Here is a 15,318-nt window from a genome sequence, read left to right on the forward strand (position 1 = left end):
AACAAACGTTTGTTTGAAATATCTTAAACGACAACGCTCTTATAATTGAGCATTGAGTTTTGACTAGGGACTAGATGGTTTCCAGGGGCGGCGACGAATTTATTACACCATGCAAATAAACACGAAAGGCATGAGCAACATACTCGGCTTCACTTTCCCCCTGTTCCGGTAAAGGGAAAAGTTTAGAAACCAGTTGTTTGGCAATGAAATAAAAGTTTAGTATACCAACTAACGAAACTGCTGCATATGTAACATTCAAATCTTTTCTAAAGTAACCTTCGGCGATGCCTTCCCGTAAGGCAGTAAAGATAAACTGATACACCTGCGAGATATGTTTCTCAATAATGGGTCCGCCATATTCTGTAGGATTCGTCGCTTCACTGAACATAAAACGGTGTAAAAAAGGACGCTGCGCATGTACATCTGCAATCTGGCCGGCATAAAGAGTGAGCCTCTCGACAGGTGAGGAAGAATTATGTTTTTGTACTTCCCTGATTGCCTGCAGAATAGGAGAAAGTTGCTCCAGCAATACGGCCTCGTAAAGGCCTTCCTTACCATTGAAATAATAAGAAATTGCAGATACATTGACTTGAGCCGCCTCTGTCAGTTCGCGGACAGAGACAGCGGCAAATCCCTTAATCGCAAATAGTTCTGTTGCAACTTCTATTAATTTTGATTTAGTACTAGTTTCCATAATAACATCCTCGTGGTAAAATATATTTCTAATTCAAACAATCGTTTGTTTGATTTGAGCATAGCACCATTGTTATAATCTGTCAATTTTTTTTAACGATCTAAATAGCCTCCGGAAAAAGAAAAAAAGTTGTCTAAGGTACGGAATTGTGCGACAATGTATGCTAGTACAAACTGGATTAAAATTTTCGGACTTAGCGGGGGGAAATAGTAAATGCAGGAAGTTAATACTATCCGTTGTGCTTGGGCAAGCCGGAGTGAGCTTGAAAAAGTATATCATGATCAAGAATGGGGACGTCCCCAGTTTGATGACCGAAAACTGTTTGAAATGCTTATTTTGGAGGGAATGCAGGCGGGGCTGAGCTGGTCTACCATATTGGCCAAACGGGAAACCATGCGGCAGGCGTTTGATGACTTTGATCCCGCGATTATCATACACTATGATGAACGTAAGATTGAATCTTTGTTGGAAAATGCAGGAATTATAAGGAATCGGTTAAAAATAAAAGCCGTAATTGCAAATGCCAGGGCCTACTATAAGGTACTGGACCAGTATGAGAGCTTCAGCAACTTCTTTTGGCAATATGTGAATCATAAACCGATTCAAAATCACTGGTCTGAGATTTCTCAAGTGCCGGCACGCATAGAACTCTCTGATCGCATCAGCAAAGATTTAAAGAAGCTGGGCTTCAAATTTGTTGGTACGACGATTGTCTATGCTTTTATGCAGGCTACCGGCATGGTTAATGACCATCTAACTTCCTGTTTTCTGCATGATTCTTATAAGAACGATGAAAATAGATGAAGCACAGATATCCTGAGGATATAAACGGGATTGTTTCTAATGTTACTAAATAGCGATGGAAAAGAAGGATAGGTTTGTCCGGGGAGTGGACAAACCTATCCTTAAAAATTATATTCCTCGCTGTCACTATGTTTTGTATTGATACCCTCCAGAACAAAGTGGCAGGCATTTTTCTTTTCAAAACTTGGAACAGAAAAACAGCTATGTATTGGGTGGCCGTGGACCCCAGCGGATATTGTGTGTGCGGTAGGACCGTCTGTTCCGCCAATGATGCCAATGCCTGAAGCAAAGGTGGGGCCGAATTTGCCTGGTGGCTCTGTGTATTGAGTACTGCAGCCAAATTGCAAAGTTTCACCTTCTGGCAAGAAAGGCTCTATTTCATAACATGCTTCTACAACGTAAAAATTACGAGTTCCACCTGGTTCAGTGGCAACTTCCATCATTTTGGAATTTTGAAAATTTAGTGTGTGTTTTATTCCTGTTACGGGATGAAAAAAATAAAGATTCTTTTGCTTTTCATCACCTGACATAGCAAACTGTATATTCAAGGGGAAAAACCATTGCCTGGGAACGGTAATTAGCTTTAGACTGTCCACGCTGCCCAACCCTAAATAGCTTCGTAATATTTGAAATTCAGAGTTGATCTTGGGATATGGTACACAATAGCGTTGGCAGGCAAAACAAGACGTGTTTTTTAGGATAGACGAATACGCCTTCTGCACAAGAGTCAGTGCCTCATCCTGCCGTTGCCACGGTACGCTTATGGCATCACTGAATGAGTATCCATTTTCTGTTTGTCTTTCGTTTATCCAGACTTCTTTTATTGGTACGGTCTGATAGGGATGTTCTTGTTCTAGACAGCGCTGCTGTAATGGTGTCAGCGTGTCCTCGATGATTTTATACTTCTCTAAAAATTGACTGATTTTTATTTCGTCCAAAATAGTGACAATATCAAAAACAATCTCCTGTGAAAAACGATATACAACAGGAATATAGCGTTTCGTTCCCGCGTATTCGAACTGCCAGTTCGTTTCTTGTGGTAAACCGCAGCTTCCTTGTTTCTCCATGTTCCATAAGCTAGAATTATAATATATATCCATTTACTTACCTCTTCTTTATATAATAATTCCCTTTATCAAAACCAGATTCAATCGGCAAAACACCCTGCTAACATTTATTTTGGAGCAACCACTTGGAAAAAAATTCCTAGTAACTAAGTTACTAGGTATAGGGTGGTATTTATTGTATATAGGAATGTATATAAACAGGAAGTTAATGCTCCCTGCAGATTTCCGCCTGTCTGCATAGTTAGGATTATATATGCCTAATTTTAGAATATTATTAGAAAAGTGCTTAAAGTGGAATAAGGTACCTAAATTACCATACTAATAGACCATTAAAAGTACAATCCTGAGGTCTGGCTCTTTACTTCACCGCGAAAATATGGGATACTAATAGAAATTGTCTGATTTTTTTATTAAGCACCGTGCGACTATCTATGCATAGCAGGATAGTCGTTCTGTTTATATAACTGATAACCGAATTTGGAAGAAAGGGTGGATAGGAGTGTCGAGAAGTATTTTTATAACCAGCAAAGATCAGGAGAGACTGGAAAAATTAATCCAGTTGGAAGAAGAATTTGCGACAGATAGTAAGGCGCCTCTGGAGGAATTGAAGGATGAACTGAAACGAGCTGTCGTTACAGAGCCGCAGAATATTCCTCATGATGTGATTACCATGCGGTCGCAAGTCTTGCTGAAAGATCTTAGTTGCGGGGAGGAAATGATCTACACGCTGGTTTACCCGGACGAAGCCAATATATTGGAAGGTAAAATCTCGGTATTGGCGCCGATCGGCATGGCCATTTTGGGATACCGGGAAAAAGATAGGGTGGACTGGAAAATTCCGGAGGGGGTCGCCCAGTTAAAAGTGGAAAAAATTCTTTTTCAGCCTGAAGCCAGCGGCAATTTTGACCTATAAAGGATATCTGAATAGGAAGCAGCTAGAGCTGTAGAATGGGGAGGAAGGATGAGAAGAATGAGGTAGTGCCTAGAATTCATGTATTACGCTTGCGTGTCAATTCTCTAACAGCAAAAAACGTGAAGTAGCTACACAAAAATAAATTCGATAAATACACGATAGCAAAAGCAACGGACAACCTCTGTCAAATTGACAGAGGTTGTCCGTTATTGTAAAAAACCACCAGCTATAGCAGACCGTTGTTTTTTTCTTGTCCAGTACTTTAAAGATCTGCTCAAAATAAGTCAGCAGGATTTTTATTTAACTAATAGAAGCTGTATATAATTCTAAATTGTTGTTGACACAGGGACCGGAATTCTATACTCCAACATATAGCATCAAATGATAAACAGAGACTAGGAGTCTACTTCAATGATCACCTTTGGCGAAAAGATAAAAACATTGTTTTCTTATAATACAATTTTTGGTTTTACTAGATTGCTTTTATTGATATCTGTCAGTGTTTTTATCCTGTCCTTTTACCTTTTTGCTTTGCAAGAAATTGAGACAACCCGTGGATACATCTTGAAAAACTTTGAACAAACTATTAATATTCAGCGAAGTATGGTCGAGAACTGGTTTATTGAGTATGCTGGGAGGATAAAGACCTTCTCAGAGCTAAAGTCGACGCGAGATGGTGATATGGAAGTAATAAAGACAAATATCGAAGTATTTTCTCGTAATAATTCCGACTTTTCATGGTTAGCTTTCATTGATATAAACGGAAGGACTCATGATGGGTATAACGTTTCAGACCGAGAGTACTTTAAGCAGTGCTTGCTTGGAAGATCGTATATATCCGATGTGCTTTATGGACGAGTTACAAACATGCCGTTTATATCCTTTTCATCTCCTGTTTTTGATCATAACGGTAATGTTATCGGAGTAGTTGTTGGAGCGGTGAAACTAACGACAGTTAGCAAAATTATGGAGCAATTTCAATTTGGGGTAACAGGTGAAACATATCTCGTTGACCGAAACGGAATGATGATTACTCCAACGCGGCTGGCTAGTGACGCGGCATCCCAGGGAATGCCCAATACTGATGGGCATTTTAACATAAAAGGTACATACGGATTTGAACAGGTGGTACAGGGTAAATCAGGATCTGAAGTATACATGGATTTTCGCGGGCAACGTGTGTTCGGTGCGTTTTCACCAATTGGAGATCACGATTGGGTAATAATTGCCGAAGTTGATGAAAATGAGGTTTTGACTCCTCTTTATAAAAAACTTGGTAAGTTATGTTTGGTATACTTTGTTTTATTAGCTATATTAATATATTTAGTTACCGCTTTTGTAAGAAGGATTAACTCTCCGGTTTTCGCTTTAATGGAAAAGGCTAATCGAGTAGAACGTGGAGATTATAGTGCAGTATCCCAAGAAGGCTCTTTTTTAAAAGCTCCTCAGGAATTGCAGTACCTGAACAAGGCTTTTGTTTCCATGGCGCAACAGTTGATTGCTACAATTGGTGAATTGAACCGAGTAAATAATCTGCTTGTAGAGGCAGAAGATAAATTTCGAAGTCTCGTGGAGAATTCTCTTGTTGGCATTTCTATTTTACAGGATGGAAAGATAGTATATTTAAACCCAAAAATGGAAGAACTGATTGGTTATACTACGAAAGAAGCAAAACAGTTGAGTAGTTATCTTGAATACGTTCATCCTGATGATAGAGAATTAGTTTTGGATAAAGCGCGAAGGCGAAAGGCGGGAGAGGCGGGTCACTTTAATTACGAAATTCGTATTCTGCGCAAAAATGGTACTATTATTGATGTTTATATACTTACTTCTACCTGTATAATTAATGGCAAGAAAGCTATTTTAGGAAGCATGATTGACATTAGTGATCGTAAAAGATGGGAAAGTACACTGGAATATATTAGCTACCACGACACTGGAACAGGTCTATATAATCGTGCCTACTTCGAACTGCAAATAAAGCAAATGTCCAAATCTGACCATGATATTGGAATTATTATGTGTGATGTGGATGGATTGAAAATAATTAATGATTCGCTAGGGCATCATGCTGGCGATGCATTATTAAAGGCAGCAGCACAAACGATTTTATTTGATGATAAGCGAATTATTTCGGCGCGAATTGGCGGTGATGAATTTGCGCTTCTAGTATGGGATGCTACTGAAGATAATTTAAATGCAATGATTAAAAAAATTACCACCAAAGTCGAAGCTTATAGAGGCAGCAAAGAGGCGCTACCACTATATATTTCTCTTGGTTATTGTTTAGGAAAAGGGTATAGTATAGCTGATGTTTTACGTCAAGCTGATGATGCCATGTATCAAGATAAGAATACCAATCGAATGGAAGTTAAAGAAAAGATTACAAGGAATTTGGGTGAGCTGATTCACGCTAAAACAGGGGACAAGAATTATGCCGAAACGGATTTGGATTAGATAATATTGATCAAAAATGTGTCAGACCATAACATGAATGAAAATATAGCGTATTGAAAAGAAGGATAGGTTTACCCGAGAAGCGAGCAAACCTATCCTTTTTACTTTTGAACATATCGAATTGTAGTTGTCACATATTGAATTAGTCGCTGTAGGAAGAAGCAGTTTTACATCGATTTGCTGCAGTTTCTTATTGGATTCTACTTATATTTATTAATGAGTTTAGCTATATCAATTATTAACTGGCGTTGTTCGAGTGAAAAGTCTTGAAGGAACTGGGCTATATCTGATTTAAGGTAATCTTTCGATGAGTAGGAAACACCCGTAATAAAGTAGCCTGGATCAGTGTTTAGCAGGCTTGCTATGCGTATTAGCATTTCAAGATTGAGTTTCGTTTTACCGTTTTCAACTTGGCTGATATAAACAGTAGAAACTTCTAGGCTTTCTGCAAGTTTTTCTTGTGTGAGATTTTTTTGTTTACGAATTTTTTTTATTCGTTGCCCAATGGCACTGTAATCAATGTACATGCACATCACCTGACCTTAACTATATCAATGGAAGAAAAATGTTTACATATACCTATTGCTTAATATTAAGTAATGAATTAAAATTAATTAGTGGATTAATATTAAGCATAAAAAAGTTGATTAGCGAACTTCTAGTACTTGAGGGTTAGTAGAGGAGGGCAAGTCTAAGTGTTTTACAATCACGCTCGTTTCATACTCGCTATACTTGGAATAGTAATAGGTTTAATTGGATATTTATTGGGCACAGTTTATCCAATCGGCTATGAAAGATTTTTTTGGCTAGCGGCTGCTTTAATTTTTTCCATCGAAGGATTTGTAATTGGCGGTTTAATCCAAAGGTTAAGTATCAGTTCCCACACGGATTATTTAACAGGTTTATGGAACCGGAGATATTTCTATTCAAAGCTGGACGAAAAACGATTACCTACGGTAAAACAACAGATGTGTGTTGCCATGATTGATGTGGACGACTTTAAAAGTATTAACGATATATATGGTCATGCTATCGGTGATTTACTATTGTCCGGTATCGCAACTATATTAAAAAAAGATACTCGCAACAAGGATGTTGTTATTCGTTGGGGCGGTGATGAATTTGTAATCATTTTTAACGAGATCTCCCTGAAAACTGCTCTCGAAGTTATGGAGCGCATTCGCGATAAAATAGAAGGTACTTTTTCACCATATCATGTAACTGTAAGCAGCGGGATAATCTCGCTGGAACAAGAGCAGGATGTAAAAGACATCTTAATAAAAGCCGATCAAGCTTTGTATAAAGCCAAAGAACAAAAAAATGCGATTGTTACGGTAGCTAACTTATGAATGCCAGGTATCCGGATTTTAAGAAACAAGAAACTGAGCTATATGATAAAATCCGGGGATTATCTGAAAAATTTGATCGGCTAAATAAAGCGGGAAAAGATACAACGAATACTTATCAGAGACTGGGGGCCGTACTGGAAGAATTTTTGTTGTTCCGGAGAAAGGGAGCGAAAACAAAGCTCCGGGGTGAGTAAAACCTTATAGCAAGTTAAACAAACAAGTAGGATGGTTTGACATTTCACAATTGAAGAAGTATAATTTCAATAACATTTTGATATAGTTCTATAAAAGCTGTGAACAGGAAGAATATTACGGGAATAGAACCGTACAGAGAGCGGGGAGTGCTGAGAACCTGCAGGGAGTTGCCGGAAGAAAATCACCTGAGAGCTGATGACTGAATGCTTAGTAGGTTAATCCGTATTCCTGCGTTAAAGGATAAGGTATGCAGTACCTGAGAATATTAAGGTGGTATAACGAAGTAAAAACTTCGTCCTGATTAGGGGACGAAGTTTTTTTGTTCTTATAGATATTCTCTGGCATACAAGACGTTAAAGCGAATGAAAAGGAAGGGGCAGAACATGTATAAGAAAGTAAGTTCTAAGAATAATTTTGTGGAAATGGAAAAATCAATACTGGCCTTGTGGGAAGAAAAAGAGGTCATTGCTAAAAGTTTTAGTATGAACGAGGATAAGGAGTATTTTACGTTTTATGATGGCCCGCCGACTGCGAACGGCACTCCCCACATCGGTCACGTTGTTACCCGGGTTATAAAAGATTTAATTCCGCGGTATAAAGTCATGAAGGGATACAGAGTCTTGAGAAAGGCCGGTTGGGATACGCATGGACTGCCGGTTGAACTTGAAGTAGAGAAAAAGCTGGGTATTTCCGGCAAGCCGGAAATTGAAAAGTATGGGGTTGAGGAGTTCATAAAGAAATGCAAAGATAGCGTATTTACCTATGCTACACAATGGAAGGAAATGTCGGAGCGGGTGGCGTTTTGGATTGACATGGAAAATCCATATGTCACCTACCATAATGAGTATATTGAATCGGTTTGGTGGTCGTTAAAGCAGCTTTGGAATAAAGAGCTATTATATAAAGGACACAAAATCGTTCCCTACTGTCCGCGCTGTGGTACTGCCTTATCTTCTCATGAAGTGGCGCAAGGTTATAAAGATGTAAAAGACAATTCGGCCTATGTCAAGTTCAGACTTAAAGGGAAAAATGCGGCTATTCTTGTCTGGACGACTACCCCATGGACGTTGCCCAGCAATGTGGCATTGGCTATTAACCGGACCTACGATTATGTTGAAGTCATCAATAAAGATGAGCATTTAATTTTGGCGAAGGATCTATTGACTTGCCTTGAGGGTGAATACGAGCTGGTACGCGAATTCAAAGGGGAGGAGCTGTTAGGTCAGGAATATGAACCTATGTTCCGTTTCGTTAAACCGGAGAAAAAAGCCTATTTTGTTGTACATGGCGATTTTGTTACCCTAAATGATGGTACTGGCATCGTGCATATTGCCCCGGCCTATGGTGAAGATGATAACCGGGTTGGGCAAACATATGATTTACCGCTCATAAATCTGGTGGATGCGCAAGGTAACTTTGTGGAAGAAGTGACTCCCTGGCAGGGACTGTTTGTCAAAAAAGCGGAGGAAAAAATACTGGCCTTCTTAAAAGAAAACGGCATTCTATATAAAGCGGAAAAGTATCTTCATTCCTATCCATTTTGCTGGCGCTGTGACACTTCGCTTTTATATTATCCCCGTGTATCCTGGTTTGTCAGGATGTCATCGCTCCGGGATAAACTCTTGGAAAATAACGATAAAATTAATTGGTATCCGGATAACATCAAAAAAGGCCGTTTCGGCAATTTCCTGGAAAACGTAATCGACTGGGGGCTTAGTCGTGAACGGTACTGGGGCACGCCCTTACCAATCTGGGAATGCGAATGCGGACATCGAGAATGTATTGGCAGTATAGCGGAACTAAAGGAAAAAGGGCTGGATGTGCCTGATGATATCGACCTACACAAGCCGTATATTGACAAAGTGCAGATGAGTTGCCCGGATTGTGGTAAAAAGATGCAAAGAGTCAGCGAAGTCATTGACTGCTGGTATGATTCCGGCTCAATGCCGTTTGCCCAGCATCACTATCCGTTTGAAAACCGGGAACTATTTGAACAAAACTTCCCGGCGCAGTTTATCTCCGAGGCGGTTGACCAAACACGCGGCTGGTTCTATACACTCTTGGCTATTTCCACTGCCGTTTTTGGTAAGAGTTCGTTTGAGAACTGTGTTGTACTGGGGCATGTGCTTGATAAGCACGGTCTTAAAATGTCTAAACATAAAGGCAATGTCCTCAGTCCGTTTACCGTATTGGACAATCAAGGTGCCGATGCCCTGCGCTGGTACTTCTATACTGCCAGTGCTCCCTGGCTGCCTTCCCGTTTCTATGAAGAAGCCGTAATTGAGGCGCAGCGCAAATTTATCAATACGCTGTGGAATGTTTACTCCTTCTATGTGCTGTATGCGGAAATTGACCAGTTTGACCCGCAGAAATACCAGGGCAGACAGAGCCGTCACGTCATGGACAAATGGATTATCTCCAAGCTGAATACCCTGATTTATAAAGTCGATGAATACCTGAACGATTATAAAATCACCGGTGCTGCGCAGTTGATCGAAGAATTTACCGATGAACTTTCCAACTGGTATGTGCGGCGTAACAGAACGAGATACTGGTCGATGGAAATGACCGAAGACAAAATTGATGCCTATTTTACTCTGCATACCGTACTGAAAAAGCTGGTAATTGTCGCTGCTCCCTTTGTACCGTTCATTACCGAAGAAATTTATCAAAACCTGGTATTCGGTATCAACTCCCAGGCGTCGGAAAGCGTACATTTATGCTTGTGGCCGGACTATGATGAAACACAGGTTGATGAGAAGTTGGAAAAGGAGATGGAACTGGCTTACAGGATTTGTGTATTGGGTCGCAGCGCACGTAATCTTGCCAATATCAAAAACCGGCAGCCGCTGTCCAAGATGCTTGTCAGCACAAATGAATTGCCGGACTACTATGCTGACATCATTAAAGAAGAGCTGAACATCAAAGAAATAGTGGTTAATGCCAATATGTCCGATTATGTAAGTTACACAGTCAAACCTAATTTGCCGGTGCTGGGCAAGACGTACGGCAAATTGTTGACAGGTATCAAAACAGCAATCACCGAAGCCAACCAGATGGAACTGGCACTTAAAGTATCTTCCGGACAAAGCATTACGATTAATGTAGAAGGAACTTCGATTGCACTTAGCAGTGACAATCTCCTGGTAACGATGAACGGTCTGGAAGGGTTTACTTTTGCCGGCGAGGGTGAAGTGGGTGTAGTTTTAGACACTCATATTTCGGAAGAACTTAAAAACGAAGGTTATGTGAGAGAGATTATCAGCAAGCTGCAAAACATGAGAAAAGACAGCTCATTTGAAGTTGTTGACAAAATTATAGTCTATATGGCTGGTAATGGTTTGCTTGAAACAATTGTACAGCAATATAAAGAGTACATTATGAGTGAGACACTTGCTGTAAATATCGTATTTAATGCGGAACATAGCTATACTGAAGTAAACATTAACGGCGAAAAATTACAGCTGGCCGTGGAACGGCAGTAGGGGCGAAGGCTGCTAGATAAGGTTCTTTTCAAAGTTGTGGGTGCGAGTTCGAAACTTGGTTCGCTTCAAATAAAAGTCCTCCGATGATCGTCGGAGGACTTGTTTTTATTTGATAACGGTTAGTTTGATGGACTTTGATGATATTAAGAAAATTTATCCATTGATATCGTTTCTGTTTTACTAGTATAATATAAGCTAAGCCTCAATATATCCTTTGAAGGAGTGATAGGATGAGACTAAAATTGACTATTGGCACGATTATAATAGCTCTAATGCTTGGCGTCGGCATTAGCTACAAAACGACCATTGATCAAAAACAAGCAGCTGAAGTTCGAATAGCGCAAATAACGTCCGAGGCTCAAGTGAACAAGCAAAAAGTTGAGGATATGCAAAAAGATATAGCAATTTTAAGGCGTGAGCTGGCGGCTCAGCGTGAAGTCTACCCAACTAGTCGCGGTGGGCGGTTGGTGGCTCGCTACATAGACGGCGCACAAGTAACTTGGTACAACGACAAAGGTAAAACAGCTTCAGGCACAATAGCTACCTCGGGCAGGACTGTAGCCGTTGACCCAGACGTTGTTCCACTCGGTTCGGAAGTTGAGATTGTAATGCCTGACGGCAGAGCATTCCGGCGTATAGCAGAAGATACTGGAGGGGCGGTTAAAGGTAAAGTGTTTGACGTTCATATAGACGCTTCAGACGATGAACTATATGAGCTAGGGCGAACCCATGGGGTGAGAGTATTTGTTCTTGACCGGTAGAGATAGAGGAATAAAAAAGAGACACTCCTGCCTGATTTGTGATTATCTTGGCAGGAGTTTTGGCTTTGCTGCAAAAGCTGGATTGAGTTAGCGAACCATCACCTGACCCAATTAGGAAAAACGTTGTTTGGCTGGGCTTGTACAAGAAGCGGAGATAAAGATTATTTTTACTGCGTTAAAAATAGAGGGCAATACACTGGAAGGAAAAAAGAAAGTAGCTGAGCAACTAGGAATTTCGTTAGCAACCCTATATAACAAGTTAAAAGGGCAGCGCGGAAAAGTGTAATTGTTCTAATATATTAGAATAGGGCTTGGTCGATTTCTAATTATTTAGAAGTTGGCTTGAGTCTTTTTTTATTCATGGTTTAAGCCACTCCGGGAAAAGGACAATCCTTTTTTTATTCTAATAAATTAGAATGTTTTTATGAGAAAAGGGCATTTAGTCCGGGAAAAATGAGAAATTTAACTTTGGCATAGTTCTTGCGTTATTACTAAGTGAGCGAAAATATTAGGAAAGGAGTACAATAATAGAAATTTTGCTTGCAGCTTAATAATAAGGAGGAGGGTAAGTTGGCACTTCTTGGCTTAGTTACGTTGATTGTACTTTTAGGGGTAATTATTACAAAGAAAATGTCTCCGTTAATTGCTCTTATTTTTGTTCCGGTAGCAGCGTCGCTTGTCGGGGGTTTCGGTCTAGAAACCAGTAAATTTATCATTAAAGGTATTCAAAATATAGCCCCGGTTGCAACGATGTTCGTTTTTGCTATTTTGTTTTTCGGGGTGATGAGCGATGCAGGGCTGTTTGATCCAATTATTGACCGAATACTGAAAACAGTGGGAGCGAAGCCTACAAGAATCTTAATGGGAACAGCTCTCTTGGCCTTGCTTATTCATCTGGATGGATCGGGAGCTGTTTGCTTCCTAATTACGATACCGGCCATGCTCCCAATCTTTGAACGTCTCAAAATGGATAAAAGACTGTTATGCCTAATGGTTTCTTTAGCGGCCGGAGTTAACTATCTTCCCTGGACAGGACCTACGTTGCGCTCATCGGCCGCGCTGCACATTCCCGTTGCGGATATTTTTACACCTCTTATTATTCCTCAGGTAGTCGGAATAATCTATATGTTTGCTTTGGCTTTCTTTTTGGGAAAAAGAGAAGAGTCACGTCTTGGATTAACAGATGGAAAAGTAGAAGGTGTCGAACTTAAACGTGAAGTTAAAGAAGAAGAAAAGGCTTTGCGTCGTCCGAACAGATTTTGGATCAATGCGGTTCTTACATTGGTTGTGATGGGAACCATGATTAGCGGAAAAATTGATCCAGCTCCCATGTTCATGATCGGGACAGTACTGGCTTTAATTATCAATTATCCGAATGTCAGTGACCAGAAAGCTAGGATTGATGCTCATGCCAAAGCCGCGTTAATGATGGCCAGTATCCTATTAGCAGCAGGTGCATTTACCGGCATCATGAATGGTACAGGAATGATCACTGCGATGGCTAAGGTAGCAGTAGCGTTTGTCCCGCCTAGCTTAGCACAACATATTCCTTTTGGGATAGGTTTGATATCTATGCCTTTAAGTTTAATATTTGATCCAGACTCCTTCTATCTTGGCGTAATGCCAGTAGTCGCAGAACTTGGAAAAATGTTAGGAGTCCAACCTGTTGCCGTATTTCAGGCAGCACTAATGGGGCAAATGACAACCGGTTTTCCTGTCAGCCCGCTCACTCCCGCCACCTTTTTGATTGTTGGATTAACGGGGGTTGAGTTAGGAGAACACCAAAAGTTTTCTATTCCGTTCCTTTGGGCTGCTTCGGTAATCATGACAATTACCTGCGTTATTGTTGGGGTATTTCCATTATAGAACTTTGATAGTAGAGGTGAAATATTGTGAAGAAAATTAGAATTGGTTCTGGGGCCGGATATTCCGGCGATCGAATTGAGCCTGCCGTAGAGCTTGCCGTGAAAGGAAATATTCAGTATTTATGTTTTGAGTGTTTGGCTGAAAGAACTATTGCCATTGCCCAGCAGGCGAAGTTAAAGGATCCCAATGTTGGCTATGATCCTCTTTTAGAGGCACGCATGGAGGCGGTGCTAAACGTCTGTAAGAAAAATAACGTAAAAATCATCACAAATATGGGGGCCGCAAACCCTGTCGCCGGAGCGCAAAAAATTAAAGAAGTTGCTCAAAGACTGGGAATTAAAGATCTTAAGATAGCCGCTGTTTCCGGTGATGATGTACTAAGCACCATTAAAGATATGGATCTAAAGATCGAGGAGACCGGCGAAAAACTGGTCAGTATAAAAGATAAACTGGTGTCTGCGAACGCCTATGTTGGTGCAGAGCCCATTGTTGAGGCATTGAAAAATGGTGCTGACATAGTAATTACAGGGCGTGTAGCTGATCCCGCTCTCTTTGCCGCACCTATAATATACGAATTTGGATGGTCACCGGACAATTGGGATCTTATGGGGAAAGCTACCGTGCTTGGGCATTTGCTGGAATGCGCTGGTCAAATTACCGGCGGGTATTATTCAGATCCGGGTTACAAAGACGTTCCCGGAGTTGCTCATCTTGGTTTTCCGATCGCCGAAGTCCAGGAAAACGGAGAATTTTTTATTACAAAAGTGCCGGAAGCTGGAGGAATGGTTACACTCGACACGTGCAAAGAGCAGATGTTATACGAAATTCATAATCCTGCTGCCTATATTACTCCCGATGTTGCAGCGAATTTTACCGGCGTAGAGTTTAATCAAATTGGTAAAGACATGGTGCAAGTAACCGGGGCAACTGGTGCACCAAAAACAGACAGCCTCAAAGTTTCCATTGGCTATGTTGACAGCTATATTGGTGAAGGCCAGATTAGCTATGCTGGTCCTGGAGCGGTTGCCCGAGGTCAATTGGCGCTTGATATCGTTGCTGAACGACTGAAGTTAATGGGTGTTAAGTATCAGGAAATTCGGTTTGATTTAGTCGGGGTAAATTCGCTGCATGGCGATAAGTTATCCTCCGGACATGAACCGTATGAAGTTCGTGCCAGAGTTACGGGGCGTACTCAGAATATGAAAGAAGCGGTGCGTATCGGTAATGAGGTGGAAACCTTGTATACTAATGGTCCTGCCGGTGGAGCGGGCGCCTGGAAAGTAGCTCGCGAGGTAATAGCAATGGTTTCAGCATTAATTCCCCGTTCACTAGTTCAATCTAATGTTCATTACGAGGTGATATAACATGAAACTACGTGAAATAGCACATTCTCGCACCGGTGACAAAGGAAATACGTCAAATATTTCCGTGATTGCATATGATCCTATCAATTATGAATTCCTAAAGAAATATGTAACCGCTGTGAAAGTTAAAGAATTTTTCTCGGATATTGTTGAGGGGGACGTAGTACGCTATGAACTTCCTAAAGTAGGCGCATTGAACTTTGTTATGTATAATGCCCTTGGCGGTGGTGTAACACGGACACTGGCGCTTGATATTCATGGCAAATCCTTAAGCTCGGCCTTAATGAACCTTGAAATTCCTGATTTAGAATAATCTTTAGACTAAAGATACAAAAGGAATCCCGGTAATGGGATTCCTTTTGT

At 40.7% G+C, this 15,318-nt stretch carries 14 protein-coding genes and 1 other annotated feature; of the genes, 11 read left to right on the plus strand and 3 right to left on the minus strand.

Annotated elements, in window-relative coordinates:
• Nucleotides 1–70 precede the first annotated feature (70 nt).
• A complete protein-coding gene (locus SRRS_RS07775; protein ID WP_371367729.1) occupies nt 71–694 on the minus strand; it encodes a TetR/AcrR family transcriptional regulator in 624 nt (207 codons plus the stop codon).
• A gap of 213 nt (nt 695–907) precedes the next feature.
• On the opposite strand from SRRS_RS07775, the gene SRRS_RS07780 reads away from it, so the two are divergent.
• Nucleotides 908–1,498, plus strand: a complete 591-nt coding sequence (locus SRRS_RS07780) for a DNA-3-methyladenine glycosylase I (protein WP_371367731.1) — start codon at nt 908–910, stop codon at nt 1,496–1,498.
• A 101-nt stretch (nt 1,499–1,599) separates the two neighbouring features.
• Here SRRS_RS07780 and SRRS_RS07785 read toward each other — a convergent pair whose 3' ends face one another.
• Nucleotides 1,600–2,598 carry a hypothetical protein gene (locus tag SRRS_RS07785; protein WP_371367733.1) on the minus strand — a complete coding sequence of 333 codons (999 nt, stop codon included), beginning with the start codon at nt 2,596–2,598 and terminating at the stop codon, nt 1,600–1,602.
• A gap of 466 nt (nt 2,599–3,064) precedes the next feature.
• Here SRRS_RS07785 and rnk point away from each other — a divergent pair, with 466 nt between their 5' ends.
• The gene (gene rnk / locus SRRS_RS07790) at nt 3,065–3,478 is read left to right on the plus strand and encodes a nucleoside diphosphate kinase regulator (RefSeq protein ID WP_371367735.1); all 414 of its coding nucleotides are present in this window, start codon (nt 3,065–3,067) and stop codon (nt 3,476–3,478) included.
• 411 nt (nt 3,479–3,889) lie between these two features.
• Nucleotides 3,890–5,935 carry a diguanylate cyclase domain-containing protein gene (locus SRRS_RS07795; protein WP_371367737.1) on the plus strand — a complete coding sequence of 682 codons (2,046 nt, stop codon included), beginning with the start codon at nt 3,890–3,892 and terminating at the stop codon, nt 5,933–5,935.
• 200 nt (nt 5,936–6,135) lie between these two features.
• Here the strand turns inward: SRRS_RS07795 and SRRS_RS07800 are convergent, their stop codons facing one another.
• Nucleotides 6,136–6,462, minus strand: coding sequence for a helix-turn-helix domain-containing protein (locus SRRS_RS07800; protein ID WP_371367739.1), 327 nt, complete (start codon nt 6,460–6,462; stop codon nt 6,136–6,138).
• 168 nt (nt 6,463–6,630) lie between these two features.
• On the opposite strand from SRRS_RS07800, the gene SRRS_RS07805 reads away from it, so the two are divergent.
• The 8 genes from SRRS_RS07805 to SRRS_RS07840 all read left to right on the plus strand — a co-directional run bounded on the left by SRRS_RS07805 (nt 6,631) and on the right by SRRS_RS07840 (nt 15,268).
• Nucleotides 6,631–7,284: a GGDEF domain-containing protein gene (locus SRRS_RS07805; RefSeq protein ID WP_371367741.1), complete on the plus strand. Its 654-nt coding sequence runs from the start codon at nt 6,631–6,633 to the stop codon at nt 7,282–7,284.
• Nucleotides 7,281–7,478, plus strand: a complete 198-nt coding sequence (locus SRRS_RS07810) for a hypothetical protein (RefSeq protein ID WP_371367743.1) — start codon at nt 7,281–7,283, stop codon at nt 7,476–7,478. Before SRRS_RS07805 ends, SRRS_RS07810 begins: the two co-directional genes overlap by 4 nt.
• Before the next feature lie 90 nt (nt 7,479–7,568).
• Nucleotides 7,569–7,782 (plus strand) — a binding site (T-box leader).
• A gap of 80 nt (nt 7,783–7,862) precedes the next feature.
• Nucleotides 7,863–10,964: an isoleucine--tRNA ligase gene (ileS, locus tag SRRS_RS07815; protein ID WP_371367745.1), complete on the plus strand. Its 3,102-nt coding sequence runs from the start codon at nt 7,863–7,865 to the stop codon at nt 10,962–10,964.
• A gap of 230 nt (nt 10,965–11,194) precedes the next feature.
• Nucleotides 11,195–11,725 carry a 3D domain-containing protein gene (locus SRRS_RS07820; protein WP_371367746.1) on the plus strand — a complete coding sequence of 177 codons (531 nt, stop codon included), beginning with the start codon at nt 11,195–11,197 and terminating at the stop codon, nt 11,723–11,725.
• Nucleotides 11,726–11,852: 127 nt separating this feature from the next.
• Nucleotides 11,853–12,011, plus strand: coding sequence for a helix-turn-helix domain-containing protein (locus SRRS_RS07825; protein ID WP_371367748.1), 159 nt, complete (start codon nt 11,853–11,855; stop codon nt 12,009–12,011).
• A gap of 284 nt (nt 12,012–12,295) precedes the next feature.
• Nucleotides 12,296–13,591, plus strand: a complete 1,296-nt coding sequence (locus SRRS_RS07830; protein ID WP_371367750.1) for a CitMHS family transporter — start codon at nt 12,296–12,298, stop codon at nt 13,589–13,591.
• Nucleotides 13,592–13,617: 26 nt separating this feature from the next.
• Nucleotides 13,618–14,955 carry an acyclic terpene utilization AtuA family protein gene (locus SRRS_RS07835; RefSeq protein WP_371367752.1) on the plus strand — a complete coding sequence of 446 codons (1,338 nt, stop codon included), beginning with the start codon at nt 13,618–13,620 and terminating at the stop codon, nt 14,953–14,955.
• A gap of 1 nt (nt 14,956) precedes the next feature.
• Nucleotides 14,957–15,268 (plus strand): hypothetical protein, encoded by a 312-nt coding sequence (locus SRRS_RS07840; RefSeq protein ID WP_371367754.1) that lies wholly within the window; start codon nt 14,957–14,959, stop codon nt 15,266–15,268.
• Nucleotides 15,269–15,318: the final 50 nt, after the last annotated feature.

This window comes from Sporomusa rhizae (genome assembly GCF_041428845.1).
Lineage (GTDB): Bacteria > Bacillota > Negativicutes > Sporomusales > Sporomusaceae > Sporomusa > Sporomusa rhizae.

Excerpts from the sequence above, each read along its gene's own strand:
- SRRS_RS07775 (WP_371367729.1), bottom strand. The coding sequence starts at position 694 with ATGGAAACTAGTACTAAATCAAAATTAATAGAAGTTGCAACAGAACTA.
- SRRS_RS07795 (WP_371367737.1), top strand. The coding sequence starts at position 3,890 with ATGATCACCTTTGGCGAAAAGATAAAAACATTGTTTTCTTATAATACA.
- SRRS_RS07810 (WP_371367743.1), top strand. The coding sequence starts at position 7,281 with ATGAATGCCAGGTATCCGGATTTTAAGAAACAAGAAACTGAGCTATAT.
- SRRS_RS07800 (WP_371367739.1), bottom strand. The coding sequence starts at position 6,462 with ATGTACATTGATTACAGTGCCATTGGGCAACGAATAAAAAAAATTCGT.
- SRRS_RS07840 (WP_371367754.1), top strand. The coding sequence starts at position 14,957 with ATGAAACTACGTGAAATAGCACATTCTCGCACCGGTGACAAAGGAAAT.
- SRRS_RS07785 (WP_371367733.1), bottom strand. The coding sequence starts at position 2,598 with ATGGATATATATTATAATTCTAGCTTATGGAACATGGAGAAACAAGGA.
- SRRS_RS07820 (WP_371367746.1), top strand. The coding sequence starts at position 11,195 with ATGAGACTAAAATTGACTATTGGCACGATTATAATAGCTCTAATGCTT.
- ileS (WP_371367745.1), top strand. The coding sequence starts at position 7,863 with ATGTATAAGAAAGTAAGTTCTAAGAATAATTTTGTGGAAATGGAAAAA.
- SRRS_RS07780 (WP_371367731.1), top strand. The coding sequence starts at position 908 with ATGCAGGAAGTTAATACTATCCGTTGTGCTTGGGCAAGCCGGAGTGAG.